Genomic DNA, 15,808 nt, shown 5'->3' on the forward strand with positions numbered 1-15,808 from the left:
CGATGCCGAAACCGAAACCAAGCTCACTGAATTCGCCTTGGGTTGGCTTGATCATCAAGTACATGGCCAAAGGCAACACGTGGATCTACCGGCGCAGCAACGGAAGATTCGGCGGCACCTTCCAGAACGCTCCAGTCGCACTGCTCACCACGACCGGCCGCAAAACGGGTGAACCCCGGGTGAGCCCGCTGCTCTACCTGCGCGAAGGGAACCGGGTAGTACTCGTCGCGTCAAAGGGCGGCAGCGACAGGCACCCGCTGTGGTACCTCAACCTCAAGGCCAATCCCAAAGTCTCCGTGCAGATCAAGGACGAGGTGCTGCAACTGCAGGCCCGCGATGCCACCGAGGCCGAGCGCGCGGAGTACTGGCCGAAGCTGGACGCCATGTACCCGTCGTTCGACGACTACCGGTCCTGGACGGATCGGGTCATCCCGATCGTCATCTGCGACCCCTAAGGTATTGACGATTTCCTCAGCCAAGACTTGACTGAGGATCTCGCCGTGTGTGACGATTTCGTCAGAAAGTGCCGTTGCCGCACCCCGACGGGCAACGCGCTGTGAGGAGATTCGATGCGTCGCACCCCGGCGGGTGTCCCGGTATACCACCCCGACATCTACTCCACCGACGCCATCATCGATCCTTATCCGCACTACCAGCGGCTGCGCGACCTCGGCCCGGTGGTCTGGCTGGGCAAGCAGAAGGCGTACGCGCTTCCTCGCTACGCCGAGTGCAAGGCAGCGTTGCGTGATGACAAGACATTTCTCTCCGGCAGGGGCGTTTCACTCAACCCGATCACCAATCGCTTATCCCGCGGCACGACGCTCAACAGCGACGGGGATGAACACGATCAGCGACGAAAACTGGTGGCGCACCGGCTGTTACCGCGCGTGTTGCGAGGGATCAGCGAGAGCGTGGACGCAACCGCCGCCGCGGTCGTGGATGCCGCGCTCGCTAAGGGTGAGGTCGATGGCGTCAGCGATCTCGCGGCCGCCCTGCCGCTCGCGGTAGTGCCCGACCTCATCGGGTGGCCGCGCAACCATCGCGGTCGCCTCATCGAATGGGGTGGGGCCACTTTCGACGTCCTCGGTCCGCTGAACTGGCAAGCGATCAAATCGACGCCTCGAGCGTTGCAAATGCTGAGCTTCGCGCGTCGCGTGGTTCGCCAGCGCGCTGTTCTGGACGGCAGCATGGCACACGAGCTGCTGATTGCCGCCGACGAAGGCAAGCTGTCGCACCGCGAATGCCCGCCGCTGATGGTCGACTACCTCGCGCCGTCGATAGACACCACCATGAGTGCCATCTCCAACGCGTTGTATTTGTTCGCCAACCATCCCGAGCAATGGCGGCTCCTCAAAACGGAGCCGGCCCTCATGACGAACGCGATCAATGAAGTCGTCCGGTACGAGCCACCTTTGCGCGCATTCGCGCGTTGGGTAGCTCGACCGACTGAACTCCTCGGCACGACAATGCCATTCGGCGCTCGGGTGCTCGTGATGTACGCCTCGGCCAACCGAGACGAAAACGAGTGGGAGCAACCCGACGTCTTCGACATTCGCCGCGACGCCAGCCGTCAGATCGGCTTCGGCCAGGGTGCACACGCCTGCGCCGGCCAAGGTCTGGCGCGCTTGGAGACGGCCGCCATGCTGTGCGCGCTCGTCGACCGCGTCGACCGCATCGAGGTCGCCGGCCCACCGAAATGGGCTATCAACAACATCATTCGCCGGCACCAATCCCTGCCACTCAAGCTGATTGCCGCTTAGCTATCTCATTCGGGATTGCCGACGTACAAACGGATCTGAGAGGAATCCAATGAGACTCCTACCGCCGGCCGCCGAGCCTTTCCTCCCACCGGCCGAGCGCGACATGCTCCCCTCGGAGCGCCGCGAATTCGTCCGCACACACCGAACGTGTGTGTTCGGCTACCGCCGCCGCCGGGACGGGCCGGCCATGTCGGTCGTCTATTACGTCCCGACCGATGACGACCAATTGCTGGTGTCCACCATGGCCGGACGTGCGAAGACGAATGCCGTGGCGCGGGACCCGAAAGTCAGCATGTGTGTGCTGGACGAGCGCTGGCCGTTCTCGTTCTTGCAGGTCTACGCCGACGCGGTGATCGAACGTGACAACGACTTGATCGTCGACGTCATGATGGCCGTGGGCTGGCGCATGTCCGGACAGCAGCCAGGCGCCGAAGCACGGCCCTTCGTCAAGGAAATGGCCGAGCGCGAAGGCAGAGTGGTGATCCGTTGTCGCCCCTACGCGACGTTCGCCACGCCGCCGCGTCATCTGTATGCGAATGAAGAAGCAACCGAACTGACCCACTGGGGATCGTCTTCGGTCGCCTGGAGCGCTCCGGACCCGGTTGCCCAATAGCTGAGTTAGGCGCCGTAGACAGGGACCGCCGGGCGCGCCTTGGCGAGCAGATCGGCGACGACGGGTCCCAGTTCCGCGGGGTCCCACTTCGCGCCCTTGTCGATTTGCGGTCCGTGCGCCCAACCCTCGGCGATCCGGATCTTTCCGCCCTCGACCTCGAACACCTTCCCCGTGACGTCGCGGGATTCGGTGCTGCCCAGCCACACCACCAGCGGTGAGATGTTCTCCGGTGCCATCGCGTCGAAATCCTGGTCCTGCGTTGCCATCATCTCGGCGAAGACGGTCTCGGTCATGCGGGTGCGGGCCGACGGTGCGATGGCGTTGACGGTGACGCCGTAGCGGCCCATTTCGGCGGCGCCAACCAGCGTAAGTGCCGCGATGCCGGCCTTGGCGGCGCTGTAGTTACCCTGTCCGACGCTGCCCTGCAGGCCGGCACCCGAACTGGTGTTGACGATCCGCGCGTTGACGGTTTTGCCCTCTTTGGACAGCCCGCGCCAGTACGAGGCCGCGTGCCGCATCGTGGCGAAGTGACCTTTGAGATGGACGGCGATGACGGCGTCGAACTCTTCCTCGCTGGTGTTGGCCATCATCCGGTCACGCACGATGCCGGCGTTGTTCACCAGAACGTCCAGCCCACCGAAGGTGTCGACGGCGGTCTGGATCAGGCCCGCGGCTTCGTTCCAGTCGGCGATGTTGGATCCGTTAGCGACGGCTTCCCCACCGGCCGCGGTGATTTCGTCGACCACGCCCTGTGCGGCGCTGCCGCCGCCGGCCGGTGAACCGTCGAGGCCCACGCCGATGTCGTTGACCACCACGCGGGCGCCTTCGGCCGCGAAGGCCAGCGCATGCGCGCGACCGATGCCGCCGCCGGCTCCGGTGACGATGACAACGCGGCCGTCAACCACTCCCATTGTTCGTGTCTCCTCTACTTGATCGCGCTGGCGTTCGTTGTGGCCAGATAGTGCGGCGGCTCACCGCCGCCGTGCACCTCCAGCGAGGCGCCGCTGATGTAGGACGCGGTGTCCGACGCCAGAAACGCTGTGGCCCAACCGATGTCCTCAGGCTTGGCCAGCCGGCCCAGTGGCACGTTCTTTGAGATCGCGGCGATGGACTCGGCGTCACCATAGAAAAGCTCGGACTGCTCGGTCTCCACCATGCCGACCACGCAGGCATTCACCCGGACCTTCGGCCCCCACTCCACCGCCAGTGTCTGCGTGAGGCTTTCCAAGCCCGCCTTGGCCGCACCGTACGCGCCGGTGCCGGGCGACGGCCGTCGACCACTCAGGCTGCAGATGTTGATGATCGACCCGCCGCGGTCCTGGTTTTGCATCTGAGCGTTGGCGTGTTGCGAAACCGACAGCGAGCCAATGAGGTTGAGCTCGATGATCTTTCGGTTGAACTTTGCGCTGGACTCCGCGGTCAGCACGTACGGCGAACCGCCCGCATTGTTGACCACGACGTCGAGCCGGCCGTGTTCGTCGACGATGGAGTCGATCAGCGCCTTGACGGCGTCGTCGTCGCGGATGTCACACGAATGAAATTCATAGGGCAGGCCCTCGACGGGACGCCGTGCGCAGGTGATGACGGTCGCGCCCTGCGCGGCGAAGACAGAACTGATACCGGCGCCCACCCCCCGGACCCCGCCGGTGACCAGAACCACCCGCCCGGCCAGCCCCAAGTTGATGGCGTCGGGTGCTTCGGCGCGAGTCACTGTGCTAGCGTACCAAGCAAGTGCTTGCTTAGGTAGTTACCCCACAAGGAAGTGGCACCGTGCCCATCACATCCAAAACCACCGAACCGGGCATCGTCGCGGTCACCGTCGACTTTCCCCCGGTCAACGCCATCCCGTCGCGCGGCTGGTTCGAACTGGCCGACGTCATCTCGGCCGCCGGTCAGGACCCCGAGACTCACGTCGTCATCCTGCGGGCCGAGGGCCGTGGCTTCAACGCCGGGGTCGACATCAAGGAGATGCAGCGCACCGAGGGATTCGCCGCGCTGATCGACGCCAACCGCGGTTGCTTCGCCGCCTTCCGCGCCGTCTATGAGTGCGCGGTGCCGGTCGTTGCCGCGGTGAACGGGTTTTGCGTCGGCGGCGGCATCGGCCTGGTCGGCAACTCCGACGTCATCGTGGCCTCCGACGACGCCACGTTCGGGCTGCCCGAGGTGGAGCGCGGCGCCCTGGGCGCGGCCACCCACCTCTCCCGGCTGGTGCCGCAGCACCTGATGCGGCGGCTGTTCTTCACCGCCGCCACCGTCGACGCCGCCACCTTGCACCACTTCGGTTCGGTGCACGAGGTGGTGCCGCGCGACCAGCTGGACGAGGCCGCTTTGAAGGTGGCCCGAGACATTGCCGCCAAGGACACCCGCGTCATCCGCGCGGCCAAGGAGGCGCTCAACCTCATCGATGTGCAGCGGGTCAACTCGAGTTACCGCATGGAACAAGGGTTTACGTTCGAGCTCAATCTGGCCGGCGTCGCCGACGAGCACCGCGACGCGTTCGCCGGTACGGCGAAGGGCAAGAAGGAATGAGCGACAAAAGGACCAGCCTGGATGAATCCGTCGCGCAGTTGCGCAGCGGCATGACCATCGGCATCGGCGGCTGGGGCTCGCGGCGCAAACCGATGGCCTTCGTGCGGGCCATGCTGCGCACCGACGTCACCGACCTCACGGTGGTCTCCTACGGCGGACCCGACCTCGGCTTGCTGTGCTCGGCCGGCAAGGTCAAGCGCGCCTACTACGGCTTCGTCTCGCTGGACTCCCCGCCCTTCTACGACCCGTGGTTCGCCAAGGCCCGCACCAGCGGCGCCATCGAGGCCCGGGAAATGGACGAGGGGATGCTGCGTTGTGGCCTGCAAGCCGCCGCGCAACGCCTGCCGTTCCTGCCGATTCGGGCCGGGTTGGGCAGCTCGGTCCCCGACTTCTGGGAGGGCGAACTGCAGACCGTGACCAGCCCCTACCCCGCACCCGGGGGCGGCTACGAGACGCTGATCGCCATGCCGGCGCTACGCCTGGACGCGGCCTTTGTGCACCTGAATCTCGGTGACTGCCAAGGCAATGCGGCCTACACCGGGATCGATCCCTACTTCGACGACCTGTTCCTGATGTCCGCCGAAAAGCGGTTCCTGTCGGTGGAGCGCGTGGTCTCCACGGAGGAGTTGCTCAAGGCTGTTCCCCCGCAGGCCCTGCTGGTGAACCGGATGATGGTCGACGCCGTAGTGGAGGCGCCCGGCGGCGCCCACTTCACCACCGCGGCACCGGATTACGGCCGGGACGAGAAGTTTCAGCGGCATTACGCCGAGGCGGCCTCCACCGAAGAGGGCTGGCGGAAGTTCGTCCAGACCTACCTGTCGGGCAGCGAGGACGACTACCAGGCGGCGGTTCGCGCATTCGCAGAGGAGGCCTGAAAAGTGAGCAGCACCCGCGCGGAAGTGTGCGCAGTCGCCTGCGCCGAATTATTCAGGGATGCCGGCGAAATCATGGTCAGCCCTATGACCAACATGGCGTCGGTCGGTGCGCGGCTGGCGCGGTTGACCTTTTCGCCCGACATCTTGCTGACCGACGGCGAGGCGCAGCTGCTGGCGGACACCCCCGCCCTGGGGCAAGCCGGGGACCCAAAGAGGATTGAGGGCTGGATGCCGTTCGGCCGGGTGTTCGAGACGCTGGCCTGGGGGCGACGGCACGTGGTGATGGGCGCGAATCAGGTCGACCGCTTTGGCAATCAGAACATTTCGGCGTTCGGCCCGTTGCAACACCCGACCAGGCAGATGTTTGGCCTACGGGGCGCGCCCGGCAACGCGATCAACCACGCGACCAGCTATTGGGTGGGCAACCACTCGAAGCGGGTGTTCTGCGAGGCCGTCGACGTTGTCTGCGGCATCGGCTGGGACAAGGTGGACGCGGACAATCCGGCCTTCCGCTTCGCCAACACGTACCGGGTCGTGTCCAACCTCGGCGTGTTCGACTTCGGCGGCCCGGACCACACGATGCGCGCGCTAACGCTGCATCCCGGGGTTTCACCCGATGACGTTCGCGAGGCCACGTCGTTCGACCTGCATGGCGTCGACGAGGCCGGTGAGACCAGGCTGCCGACGGACGAAGAACTCCACCTGCTCCGCGAGGTGATCGACCCGAAGTCCCTGCGCGACAGAGAGATACGTTGATGAAGTTGCGCACGCCGCTGACCGAGCTGGTCGGTGTCGAGCACCCGGTGGTGCAAACCGGGATGGGCTGGGTGGCCGGCGCCCGATTGGTGGCCGCCACCGCCAACGCCGGGGGGCTGGGCATTTTGGCTTCGGCCACCATGACGCTGGACGAGCTCGCGACCGCCATCGGAAAGGTCAAGGCCGCCACCGACAAACCGTTCGGCGTGAACATCCGCGCCGACGCCGCCGACGCCGGCGACCGCGTCGATCTGATGATCCGCGAGGGCGTGAAGGTGGCGTCGTTCGCGCTAGCGCCCAAGCAGGAGCTGATCGCCCGACTCAAAGACGCAGGCGCAGTGGTGATTCCGTCGATCGGCGCCGCCAAACACGCACGCAAGGTCGCGGCCTGGGGCGCCGACGCGATGATCGTGCAGGGCGGCGAGGGCGGCGGACACACCGGACCCGTCGCCACCACGCTGCTGCTGCCGTCGGTGCTGGATGCCGTGCAGGGCACCGGAATCCCGGTGATCGCGGCGGGCGGGTTCTTCGACGGGCGCGGTCTGGCGGCCGCGTTGAGCTACGGCGCCGCCGGCGTGGCGATGGGTACCCGTTTCCTGCTGACCTCCGACTCGACCGTGCCCGAAGCCGTCAAGCGCCGCTATTTGGACGCTGCGCTCGACGGCACGGTGGTCACCACACGCGTCGATGGCATGCCGCACCGGGTGTTGCGCACCGGTCTGGTCGAGCGGCTGGAAAGCGGTTCGCCGGTAAGGGGTCTCACCGCGGCGGTGCGCAATGCGGCCAAGTTCAAGCACATGTCGCAGATGACCTGGCGGTCGATGATCCGCGACGGCATGGCGATGCGCCACGGCAAGGAGATGACGTGGTCGCAGGTGGTGATGGCGGCCAACACCCCGATGCTGTTGAAGGCCGGACTGGTCGAAGGCAATACCGAGGCTGGAGTGCTCGCCTCGGGCCAGGTGGCCGGCATCCTCGAGGACCTGCCGTCGTGCGCCGAGCTCATCGACTCGATCATGCGCGACGCGATCACCCATCTGCGGTCGGCGTCGGCGCTCGTCGAAGAACGGTAAGCCGGCGACCAAAGACCCTGGCACCGGCTCGTTGGGCGGCGTCACCCTGGATGGATGATGAAGCTGACACCCGAATCCTGGCCGACTCCACTATTGAACGCGGTTCGTACTTCCAACAAATACCTGCTCAATCCGCTGATGGTGCGACTGGCCGGCCGCAAGAACTGGTATGCGGCAGCGATCGAGCACACCGGACGACGCTCGGGCAAGGTCTACACCACACCGGTCGTCGCCGAGCGAACCCCCGACGGCTTCGTCGTACCGCTGCCCTACGGCACCGACGTCGACTGGTTGCAAAACATTCGTGCGGCAGGGCGAGCGACCATCACGTCCCATGGCGAGAAGCACGAGGTGGTCAGGCCCGAGATCATCGACGCGGCCGACGCCCTGCCCATGCTGTCGACTTCCCGGCGACGCACCTTCGAACGCGTCGGCATAGCGGAGTTCCTCCGTGTCAAGGACAGGCCTGCTGATTAAGCTATGGCCTAATTTCTGCGGAATTTAAGCTATAATCTTCATATGGTCCAAGTGAAGGAAAATCCTTCACTACGCGCGACGGTCATCGGCGACGTAGTCGGATCCCGGCTTGCCGCCGACCGGCCGGGCCTGCATCGACGGGTGGCCGCCGTCCTGCGCCAGGCCGCCGCCGGCGCGATCGACCCGCCCGCCTTCACCGTCGGTGACGAGTTCCAGGGCAGTTACCCCACCGTCGGCGCGGCCATCGACGCGGCATTGACGATCCGCCTACTGCTGGCGCCGGAGACCGACGTCCGGTTCGGCATCGGCTGGGGCATGGTCACCGTCCTCGATGCCGGCGCCGGCATCCAGGACGGGCCGGGCTGGTGGACCGCGCGCGAGGCCATCCAGCAGACGGCGGAAACTCAGCGACAGCCCGGCTTCACGCTGGTGCGCACCGCATTCAGGGCAGCTGACGACACGCGCGCCGACGCCGCCGCCGTCAACGCGGCCCTGATTTGTCGGGACCATCTGCTTGGATCGCTCGATGAAAGATCGTTGCGGATTGTGAGGGGCTTGATGACCGGCCGAACCAAGAAGGAGCTCGCCGTGGCCGAGGGCATCAGCCCGTCCGCGGTCTCCCAGCGGGCCGCGCGGGACGGTTTGGACCTGATTGTCGTTGCCTCTCAATACCTTCGGAGCCTGCCGTGAGTGCCGTTGCGGTATTGCTGCTCGCTGTCGGAGTCGCCGACCTGTGCCGGCGAGCGGTCCGCGCAACGTGGCCCCCGCTGGCGGTCGGGCCGGTCGTCGTGCTGGCTTGCGCGGCGCTGGGCGCGCTGTGGCATGGCGGCGATATACCGCTGCTCGTGGTCGCGGCCACCACGGCGGTCGTCTGGGAATGGCTATGCCTGCGCAGCGAACGTAGCGGTCGCGGGCAAGCGGCCCCGTTGGCGGTATTCGCCGCCGCGCTGGTGCTGCTGATCGTGTTGTCCGGATGGTCCACCCGGGTGAGCGGCGTCGTCGGGCGGTGGTCGGCATGGGTACAGCTGCCGCTGAGCCACGTCACGCCGACCCGGCTGCTGATGATCGTCGGTGTGGTGCTGATGCAGTTCGCCACCGGAAATCAGTTGGTGCGCCTTGTGCTCGGCTCCGTGGGGGCGGTGCGCCCGGCGGGCGAGCCGCAGCCATCGGACCGCCTCAAGGGCGGGCGGCTGCTGGGGCCAATGGAACGGCTGCTGATCCTGAGCCTCGGCGTCGGCGGCCAGGTGGCGGCGGCCAGCGCCGTCGTCGCCGCCAAGGGCATCATCCGATTTCCCGAGTTGAGCGCCCAGAAGAACCGCAACGGCGACGTCGGCATCGACGAGGTGACCGAGTATTTTCTGGTGGGCAGCTTCACGAGCTGGCTGCTGGCACTCGGCGGGATCGCGCTGGTGCTGGCCGCCCGGTGATCGCGGGCAGACTATGGGGGTGGCATCCGCACCGGTAGCCCGGCACCTGCTTAGGGCCAAAGACTTCGTCGACGCGCATTACCAGAAGTCGCTGTCCGTCGCCGACCTGGCAGCGGCGGCAGGCCTTTCACCCGCTCACTTCAGCCGGCGCTTCAAGGAGACGTTCGGCGAGTCGCCGCACCAGTATGTGCTGACGCGGCGGCTCGAACGAGCCGCCGCATTGCTGCGCACGACCGACTGGACGGTGGCCGCCGTTTGCGTCGCGGTGGGTTGGGAAAGCGTCGGCTCGTTCACCACGAGTTTTCGCCGCATGTTCGGCGTGACGCCACAGGGCTATCGGGCCACCTTCCCACCCGCCGAGCGTCACGTACGAATTCCGCGCTGTGTCGCGCAGGCCTACGGGCGGCAACAAAACCGCACGTTTCGAGAAGACGACGGACCCGCGAAGTCCGTAGCGTCGAAGCGAGACAACCGGAGTGAGGAGAACCGATGATCAAGATCGCAAACGCACAGTTCTGGGTGCATGACCAAGACGCGGCGCTGGCGTTCTACACCAAGACCCTGGGCTGGGCGGTCCGGTCGGACGTGACGATGGAAGCGTGGAACTTCCGGTGGCTGTGCGTCGGTCCCGTCGGGCAGGACGACGTCGGGCTGGTTCTCATGCCCGTTCCAGGGCTGCCGATGCTCGACGCCGCGGCCAGCGCGCAACTGGCAGAGCTGGTGGCCAAGGGAGCTGGTGGCACCTTGTTCCTGGAGACCGACGACTGCCAAGCCGCCTACGACGAATTATCCGCTCGCGGAGTCGAATTCAATGATCCTCCAACGCCGCAGGCGTACGGTATCGACACTTCCTTCCGTGACCCGTCCGGAAACAACATTCGGCTCACCCAGGTACTCGAGTTCGATCCGGCCCGGAACTGATCACCCGCCCGGCTCGCGGTAAAGCGGCCCCCGCGGGCCCTACAGCCGCTCGATGATGGTGACGTTCGCGGTGCCACCGCCCTCACACATCGTCTGCAAGCCGTAGCGGCCGCCGATGCGCTCGAGTTCGTTGAGCATGGTGGTGAACAGCTTGGCGCCGGTCGCGCCCAGTGGGTGGCCCAGGGCGATCGCGCCGCCATTCGGGTTGACCTTCTCCGGGTCGGCCTTGATCTCCTTGAGCCAGGCCATCACCACCGGTGCGAACGCTTCGTTGATCTCGACGGTGTCGATGTCGTCGATCGACAGCCCGGCCTTCTCCAGCGCGTGGCGCGTGGCCGGGATGGGCCCGGTCAGCATGAACACCGGGTCGGCCGCGCGGGCACTGATGTGGTGAATGCGGGCCCGCGGCTTGAGCTTGTGATCCTTGACCGCCTGCTCGGAAGCCAGCAGCACCGCGCTGGCGCCGTCGGAGATCTGGCTGGCCATCGCCGCCGTCAGCCGGCCGCCCTCGACGAGCGTCTTGAGGCCGGCCATCTTCTCCAGCGACGACTCGCGCGGACCCTCGTCGACCCGGAAAGGCCCCGATTCCGTTTCGACGGTGATGATTTCGTTGTCGAAGTGACCGCCGCGGATCGCGGCGAACGCGCGCTCATGGCTGGTCAGTGCGTAGCGCTCCATCTCTTCGCGCGACAGGTTCCACTTCTCGGCGATCAGCTCCGAGCCGCGGAACTGAGAGATCTCCTGGTCGCCGTAGCGGTGCAGCCACTGCTTGGACTCATTGGTCGGCGAGGTGAACCCGAACTGCTCGCCCACGGTCATGGCCGACGAGATCGGGATCTGGCTCATGTTCTGCACACCGCCGGCCACGATGAGGTCGGCGGTGCCGGCCATGATGGCCTGTGCGCCAAAGGAAATCGCCTGCTGGCTGGAGCCGCACTGCCGGTCCACGGTGACGCCGGGAACCTCCTCGGGGTAGCCCGCGGCCAGCCACGAGAGCCGGGCGATGTTGCCCGCCTGCCCGCCGATGGCGTCGACGCAGCCGGCGATCACGTCGTCGACGGCGGCGGGGTCGACGTCGACCCGGTCGAGCAGCCCACGCCAACCAAGGGCGCCGAGGTCTACGGGATGCACCCCGGCCAGCGATCCATTGCGCTTGCCGACCGCGGTACGCACAGCGTCGATGACATACGCCTCTGCCATTTGTCAGACTCCTTCTTTGGTAATCCCACCGAGAACGATGGCGAGGTATTGCTGACCCACCTGTTGTGCGGTGAGGGGTCCGCCGGGTTGATACCAGCGCACCGACACCCACGTGGTGTCACGAATGAAACGGTAGACGAGGTCGACGTTGAGGTCGGGCTGGAAATAGCCCTCATCGATGCCCTGGTTGATCACCTCGACCCACATCTTGCGCTGCTGGCGGTTCATGTCCTCGATATAGGAGAACCGGGGCTGCGACAACAGCCGTTGGGCTTCGTCCTGATAGATGACGACCTGCGCGTGCCGATGCTCGATCGCCTCGAACGACGCCATGAACAGCCCCTTGAGCCGCTCCAGCGGGTTGGCCTCGCTGTCCACGATCTCGCGGTAGCGGGCGAACAACCAGTCCAGGAAACTGCGCAGCAGCTCATCGACCATCTCCTCCTTGGAGGAGAAGTGGTGATAGAGGCTGCCGGACAGGATGCCGGCACTGTCCGCGATGTCGCGCACGGTGGTGGCGCGCAATCCGCGCTCGGCGAACATGGTCGCGGCGAGTTCCAACAACTCGTCGCGGCGGCTGTTTGCCTGACCGGCCACTCGGTCCACTCGATCAGAGTATCAACCAAGCGCTTGCTTGGCTAGCCGGCGCTTACGGATGCTGGCTGGACACCGAGATGACCTCGCCGGTCAGGTAGCTGGAATAGTCGCTGGCCAGGAATGCGATGGTGGCCGCCACCTCCCACGGCTCGGCCGCCCGCCCGAAAGCTTCACCGGCCGACAGCCGGTCGAGCAGGTCGGACGAGGTCGTCTTGTCCAGGAACTTGTGCCGCGCGATGCTCGGCGACACCGCGTTGATGCGGACCCCGTAGTCGACGGCTTCTATTGCACTGCAACGGGTTAACGCCATAACCCCCGCTTTGGCGGCCGCGTAGTGCGACTGCGAGTGCTGCGCCCGCCAGCCCAGAACGCTTGCGTTGTTGACGATCACCCCGCCGTGGTCCGCGTCGCGGAAGTAGCCCAGCGCCGCCCGGGTGGCGCGGAACACCGACGACAGCGTCACGTTCAGGACGCGGTCCCACTCGTCGTCGGTCATGTCGACCACCGGTGTCTGACCGCCCAGCCCGGCGTTGTTAACCAAAACGTCCAGCCGGCCCATCCGGGCGGTGGTCGACGCGATCAGCGCGTCCACCTGCGCGCTGGACGTCACGTCGCACAGCACGCTCTCGACCCGGCCCAGCCCCAGCCCCGACAGTTCGGCGGCGGTCTCCCCCAGCCGTCGTTCGTGGTGGTCCGACACCACCACGTCGGCGCCCTCGACCAGCGCCCGTCGCGCCGTCGCCGAGCCGATCCCGGTGCCGGCGGCCGCGGTTACGACGACCACCTTGCCTTGCAGAAGCCCGTGCCCGGCAACCTCTTTCGGAGCTTCGGACAGGCTCATCCCTTTACCTCCCGGGGCAGGCCGAGCACCCGCTCGGCGATGATGTTGCGCTGGATCTCGTTGGAGCCGCCGTAGATGGTGTCGGCGCGGGTGAACAGGAAAAGCCGCTGCCACTCGTCGAATTCGCCGTCCGACAAGGTCAGCCCCGGCTTGCCGATCACGTCCATCGCCAGCTCGCCCAGATCGCGATGCCAGTTGGCCCACAACAACTTTGACACGTTGTCCTGGCCGGGCTGCTCAACGTCCATGGTGGCCAGCGCATACGAACGCATGGCCCGCAGACCGGTCCACGCCCGCGTCAGCCGCTCCCGGATGAACGGGTCATCGGCGGCGCCGTTGCGCTGCGCAAGGCCGGCCAGGTTGGAAAGCTCACGGGCGTAGCGGATCTGCTGCCCGAGGGTCGACACGCCGCGTTCGAAGGTCAGCGTGCCCATGGCGACCCGCCAGCCGTCGCCGGGCTGGCCGACCACGAGATTGGCGTCGGTGCGGGCGTCGTCGAAGAAGACCTCGTTGAATTCCGAGTCGCCGGTCAGCTGGATGATCGGGCGGACCTGCACACCCGGCTGGTCCAGCGGCACCAACAGATACGACAGCCCGGCGTGCCGCTTGGAACCCTTCTCCGTGCGAGCGACCACGAAGCACCACTGCGCCCAGTGCGCCAACGAGGTCCACACCTTCTGGCCGTTGATCACCCAGTGGTCACCGTCCAGCTCGGCGGTGGTAGAGACGTTGGCCAGGTCGCTGCCGGCGCCGGGCTCGGAATAGCCCTGACACCACAGCTCGGTGACGTCGAGGATCTTCGGCAGGAAGCGCTGCTGCTGCTCGGGTGTCCCGAAGGCGATCAGTGTCGGCCCCAGCAGTTCCTCGCCAAAATGGTTCACCTTGTCCGGCGCGTCGGCTTTGGCGTACTCCTCGTAGAACGCCACCCGGTGCGCGGTCGAGAGCCCACGGCCGCCGTGTTCCACCGGCCAGCCCAGGCAGGTCAGGCCGGCGTTGGCCAGATGCTGATTCCACGCCCGGCGCTCTTCGAACGCCTCGTGCTCGCGCCCCGGTCCGCCAAGGCCCTTGAGAGCTGCGAATTCGCCGACCAGATTGTCGGCGAGCCACTGGCGGACCTCCGCCCGGAACTCCTCGACGTCCTGCATGCCCTGTAGGCTAACCTACCAAGCACTTGCTTTGTTAGAGGAGCATTCATGGGGAGCGATCCGCGCACCGTACCGGCGGCGCTCGATCGATTGGCGCAGCAACTCCCCGGTCACGACGCGTTGATCACCGACGAGCGGTCGTTCACGGCGGCCGCGCTGCGCGACGAGGTGCACCGGGCGGCGGCCGCGCTGATCAGCCTCGGCGTGCAAGCGGGGGACCGCGTGGCGATCTGGTCGCCTAATACCTGGCACTGGGTGGTGGCCTGCCTGGCGATCCACCACGCCGGCGCGGCCATGGTGCCCCTGAACACCCGCTATACGGCCGAGGAGGCCGCCGACATTCTGGCCCGCACCGGTGCGCCCGTGTTGTTCGGGATGGGCCGATTCCTCGGGCACGATCGCGTCGCCGACCTGGACCGCTTGGGCCCTGAAGCCCTCCCCGCGCTGCGGCATATCGTGCGGATTCCGATCGAGGCTGATGACGGGACGTGGGACGACTTCATCTCCCGCGGCTCCGACGTCAGCGCGGTCGCGGCCCGCGCCGCCGCCGTCACGCCCGACGACGTCAGCGACATCCTGTTCACCTCGGGCACCACGGGACGCAGCAAAGGGGTGCTCTGCGCGCACCGGCAATCGCTGTCCGCCTCGGCGTCGTGGGCCGCCAACGGCAAGATCACCAGCGACGACCGCTACCTGTGCATCAACCCGTTCTTCCACAACTTCGGGTACAAGGCCGGCATCCTGGCCTGCCTGCAGACCGGGGCGACGCTGATCCCGCACCTGACCTTCGACCCGCCCCATGCGCTGCGGGCGATCGAGCAGCACCGCATCACCGTGCTGCCCGGGCCGCCCACGATTTACCAGACCCTGCTGGACCATCCGCAGCGCAAGGACTACGACCTGAGCTCGCTGCGGTTCGCGGTGACCGGAGCGGCCACCGTCCCAGTCGTCTTGGTCGAGCGCATGCAATCCGAGCTTGACATCGACATCGTGCTGACCGCTTACGGGCTGACCGAGGCGAACGGCATGGGCACCATGTGCCGCGCGGACGATGACGCGATCACCGTCGCCACGACGTGCGGGCGCCCGTTCGCCGACTTCGAATTGCGCATCGACGCAACAAGTCCCGGCGAAGCCGGTGAGGTGCTGCTGCGCGGGCCGAACGTCATGCTGGGTTACCTCGACGACCCGGCCGCCACCGCGGCCGCCATCGACGCCGACGGCTGGCTGCACACCGGTGACATCGGTGCCGTCGACCCGGCCGGCAACCTGCGCATCACCGACCGGCTCAAGGACATGTACATCTGCGGCGGATTCAATGTCTACCCCGCTGAGGTCGAGCAGGTGCTGGCCCGGATGGAGGGCGTCGCCGACGCCGCGGTGATCGGGGTTCCCGACGAGCGTCTCGGCGAGGTCGGACGGGCGTTCGTGGTGACCCGGCCCGGCGTCGTCCTCGACGAGCAGTCCGTGATCGCTTACGCCCGTGACCATTTGGCGAATTTCAAGGCGCCGCGGTCGGTGCGGTTCGTCGAGGCGTTGCCGCGCAATCCTGGCGGCAAGGTGGTCAAACCACAACTGCGAGAGTGGACGTGAA

At 66.6% G+C, this 15,808-nt stretch carries 19 protein-coding genes; 13 read left to right on the forward strand and 6 right to left on the reverse strand.

Annotation, left to right across the window (positions count from 1 at the left end; all coding sequences use genetic code 11):
• The first annotated feature begins 2 nt into the window (after nucleotides 1-2).
• From A5750_RS17815 to A5750_RS17825, 3 genes are all read left to right on the forward strand, one after another.
• A complete protein-coding gene (locus A5750_RS17815; protein WP_066955296.1) occupies nucleotides 3-455 on the forward strand; it encodes a nitroreductase family deazaflavin-dependent oxidoreductase in 453 nt (150 codons plus the stop codon).
• Between the two features lie 114 nt (nucleotides 456-569).
• Nucleotides 570-1,760: a cytochrome P450 gene (locus tag A5750_RS17820; RefSeq protein WP_067264574.1), complete on the forward strand. Its 1,191-nt coding sequence runs from the start codon at nucleotides 570-572 to the stop codon at nucleotides 1,758-1,760.
• A gap of 49 nt (nucleotides 1,761-1,809) precedes the next feature.
• Complete coding sequence (locus A5750_RS17825) at nucleotides 1,810-2,373, forward strand: pyridoxamine 5'-phosphate oxidase family protein (RefSeq protein WP_082959142.1); 564 nt, start codon at nucleotides 1,810-1,812, stop codon at nucleotides 2,371-2,373.
• Nucleotides 2,374-2,378: 5 nt separating this feature from the next.
• On the opposite strand, the gene A5750_RS17830 is transcribed toward A5750_RS17825, so the two are convergent.
• Entirely contained in the window at nucleotides 2,379-3,284 is a 906-nt protein-coding gene (locus A5750_RS17830; protein ID WP_067264576.1) for an SDR family oxidoreductase, read from the reverse strand.
• Between the two features lie 14 nt (nucleotides 3,285-3,298).
• Nucleotides 3,299-4,084, reverse strand: coding sequence for an SDR family oxidoreductase (locus A5750_RS17835; RefSeq protein WP_197505456.1), 786 nt, complete (start codon nucleotides 4,082-4,084; stop codon nucleotides 3,299-3,301).
• Nucleotides 4,085-4,143: 59 nt separating this feature from the next.
• On the opposite strand from A5750_RS17835, the gene echA20 reads away from it, so the two are divergent.
• Genes echA20 through A5750_RS17880 form a run of 9 tightly spaced genes read left to right on the forward strand, consistent with a single transcriptional unit; the run spans nucleotide 4,144 to nucleotide 10,431 of the window.
• On the forward strand, nucleotides 4,144-4,902 hold the full coding sequence (gene echA20 / locus A5750_RS17840) for a (7aS)-7a-methyl-1,5-dioxo-2,3,5,6,7,7a-hexahydro-1H-indene-carboxyl-CoA hydrolase (protein WP_067264578.1): 759 nt from the start codon (nucleotides 4,144-4,146) through the stop codon (nucleotides 4,900-4,902).
• The gene (gene ipdA / locus A5750_RS17845) at nucleotides 4,899-5,777 is read left to right on the forward strand and encodes a cholesterol ring-cleaving hydrolase subunit IpdA (RefSeq protein WP_067264581.1); all 879 of its coding nucleotides are present in this window, start codon (nucleotides 4,899-4,901) and stop codon (nucleotides 5,775-5,777) included. The genes echA20 and ipdA overlap by 4 nt, the downstream gene beginning before the upstream one ends.
• Before the next feature lie 3 nt (nucleotides 5,778-5,780).
• On the forward strand, nucleotides 5,781-6,533 hold the full coding sequence (ipdB, locus tag A5750_RS17850) for a cholesterol ring-cleaving hydrolase subunit IpdB (RefSeq protein WP_067264584.1): 753 nt from the start codon (nucleotides 5,781-5,783) through the stop codon (nucleotides 6,531-6,533).
• Nucleotides 6,533-7,606, forward strand: a complete 1,074-nt coding sequence (gene ipdC / locus A5750_RS17855; protein ID WP_067264587.1) for a (3aS,4S,5R,7aS)-5-hydroxy-7a-methyl-1-oxo-octahydro-1H-indene-4-carboxyl-CoA dehydrogenase — start codon at nucleotides 6,533-6,535, stop codon at nucleotides 7,604-7,606. Before ipdB ends, ipdC begins: the two co-directional genes overlap by 1 nt.
• A gap of 54 nt (nucleotides 7,607-7,660) precedes the next feature.
• Entirely contained in the window at nucleotides 7,661-8,083 is a 423-nt protein-coding gene (locus A5750_RS17860) for a nitroreductase family deazaflavin-dependent oxidoreductase (RefSeq protein WP_082948223.1), read from the forward strand.
• Nucleotides 8,084-8,125: 42 nt separating this feature from the next.
• Nucleotides 8,126-8,773 carry a SatD family protein gene (locus A5750_RS17865; RefSeq protein ID WP_067264590.1) on the forward strand — a complete coding sequence of 216 codons (648 nt, stop codon included), beginning with the start codon at nucleotides 8,126-8,128 and terminating at the stop codon, nucleotides 8,771-8,773.
• Nucleotides 8,770-9,510, forward strand: coding sequence for a hypothetical protein (locus A5750_RS17870; RefSeq protein ID WP_066955318.1), 741 nt, complete (start codon nucleotides 8,770-8,772; stop codon nucleotides 9,508-9,510). The genes A5750_RS17865 and A5750_RS17870 overlap by 4 nt, the downstream gene beginning before the upstream one ends.
• A 19-nt stretch (nucleotides 9,511-9,529) precedes the next feature.
• On the forward strand, nucleotides 9,530-10,003 hold the full coding sequence (locus A5750_RS17875; RefSeq protein ID WP_369829491.1) for a helix-turn-helix domain-containing protein: 474 nt from the start codon (nucleotides 9,530-9,532) through the stop codon (nucleotides 10,001-10,003).
• Nucleotides 10,000-10,431, forward strand: coding sequence for a VOC family protein (locus tag A5750_RS17880; RefSeq protein WP_066955323.1), 432 nt, complete (start codon nucleotides 10,000-10,002; stop codon nucleotides 10,429-10,431). Before A5750_RS17875 ends, A5750_RS17880 begins: the two co-directional genes overlap by 4 nt.
• 39 nt (nucleotides 10,432-10,470) lie before the next feature.
• Here the strand turns inward: A5750_RS17880 and fadA6 are convergent, their stop codons facing one another.
• Genes fadA6 through ipdE1 form a run of 4 tightly spaced genes read right to left on the reverse strand, consistent with a single transcriptional unit; the run spans nucleotide 10,471 to nucleotide 14,214 of the window.
• The gene (gene fadA6, locus A5750_RS17885; protein WP_066955326.1) at nucleotides 10,471-11,631 is read right to left on the reverse strand and encodes a steroid 3-ketoacyl-CoA thiolase FadA6; all 1,161 of its coding nucleotides are present in this window, start codon (nucleotides 11,629-11,631) and stop codon (nucleotides 10,471-10,473) included.
• Nucleotides 11,632-11,634: 3 nt separating this feature from the next.
• Entirely contained in the window at nucleotides 11,635-12,237 is a 603-nt protein-coding gene (gene kstR2, locus A5750_RS17890; RefSeq protein ID WP_156664354.1) for a TetR family transcriptional regulator KstR2, read from the reverse strand.
• Between the two features lie 43 nt (nucleotides 12,238-12,280).
• The gene (gene ipdF / locus A5750_RS17895; RefSeq protein ID WP_067264596.1) at nucleotides 12,281-13,069 is read right to left on the reverse strand and encodes a (5R,7aS)-5-hydroxy-7a-methyl-1-oxo-2,3,5,6,7,7a-hexahydro-1H-indene-carboxyl-CoA reductase; all 789 of its coding nucleotides are present in this window, start codon (nucleotides 13,067-13,069) and stop codon (nucleotides 12,281-12,283) included.
• On the reverse strand, nucleotides 13,066-14,214 hold the full coding sequence (gene ipdE1 / locus A5750_RS17900; RefSeq protein ID WP_066955334.1) for an acyl-CoA dehydrogenase IpdE1: 1,149 nt from the start codon (nucleotides 14,212-14,214) through the stop codon (nucleotides 13,066-13,068). The genes ipdF and ipdE1 overlap by 4 nt, the downstream gene beginning before the upstream one ends.
• Before the next feature lie 48 nt (nucleotides 14,215-14,262).
• On the opposite strand from ipdE1, the gene fadD3 reads away from it, so the two are divergent.
• Nucleotides 14,263-15,807: a 3-((3aS,4S,7aS)-7a-methyl-1,5-dioxo-octahydro-1H-inden-4-yl)propanoate--CoA ligase FadD3 gene (gene fadD3, locus A5750_RS17905; RefSeq protein ID WP_067264599.1), complete on the forward strand. Its 1,545-nt coding sequence runs from the start codon at nucleotides 14,263-14,265 to the stop codon at nucleotides 15,805-15,807.
• The last annotated feature ends 1 nt before the right edge of the window (nucleotide 15,808 follow it).

Origin of the sequence: Mycobacterium sp. 852002-51613_SCH5001154 (assembly GCF_001667425.1) — a bacterium.
Classification (GTDB): domain Bacteria; phylum Actinomycetota; class Actinomycetes; order Mycobacteriales; family Mycobacteriaceae; genus Mycobacterium.

What these genes read in the sequence shown, in the direction of transcription:
- A5750_RS17815 (WP_066955296.1), top strand. Translation starts at nt 3, where the DNA reads ATGCCGAAACCGAAACCAAGCTCACTGAATTCGCCTTGGGTTGGCTTG.
- ipdA (WP_067264581.1), top strand. Translation starts at nt 4,899, where the DNA reads ATGAGCGACAAAAGGACCAGCCTGGATGAATCCGTCGCGCAGTTGCGC.
- A5750_RS17825 (WP_082959142.1), top strand. Translation starts at nt 1,810, where the DNA reads ATGAGACTCCTACCGCCGGCCGCCGAGCCTTTCCTCCCACCGGCCGAG.
- fadA6 (WP_066955326.1), bottom strand. Translation starts at nt 11,631, where the DNA reads ATGGCAGAGGCGTATGTCATCGACGCTGTGCGTACCGCGGTCGGCAAG.
- ipdF (WP_067264596.1), bottom strand. Translation starts at nt 13,069, where the DNA reads ATGAGCCTGTCCGAAGCTCCGAAAGAGGTTGCCGGGCACGGGCTTCTG.
- A5750_RS17830 (WP_067264576.1), bottom strand. Translation starts at nt 3,284, where the DNA reads ATGGGAGTGGTTGACGGCCGCGTTGTCATCGTCACCGGAGCCGGCGGC.
- A5750_RS17820 (WP_067264574.1), top strand. Translation starts at nt 570, where the DNA reads ATGCGTCGCACCCCGGCGGGTGTCCCGGTATACCACCCCGACATCTAC.
- A5750_RS17865 (WP_067264590.1), top strand. Translation starts at nt 8,126, where the DNA reads ATGGTCCAAGTGAAGGAAAATCCTTCACTACGCGCGACGGTCATCGGC.
- A5750_RS17880 (WP_066955323.1), top strand. Translation starts at nt 10,000, where the DNA reads ATGATCAAGATCGCAAACGCACAGTTCTGGGTGCATGACCAAGACGCG.
- fadD3 (WP_067264599.1), top strand. Translation starts at nt 14,263, where the DNA reads ATGGGGAGCGATCCGCGCACCGTACCGGCGGCGCTCGATCGATTGGCG.
- A5750_RS17860 (WP_082948223.1), top strand. Translation starts at nt 7,661, where the DNA reads ATGATGAAGCTGACACCCGAATCCTGGCCGACTCCACTATTGAACGCG.
- ipdC (WP_067264587.1), top strand. Translation starts at nt 6,533, where the DNA reads ATGAAGTTGCGCACGCCGCTGACCGAGCTGGTCGGTGTCGAGCACCCG.
- ipdE1 (WP_066955334.1), bottom strand. Translation starts at nt 14,214, where the DNA reads ATGCAGGACGTCGAGGAGTTCCGGGCGGAGGTCCGCCAGTGGCTCGCC.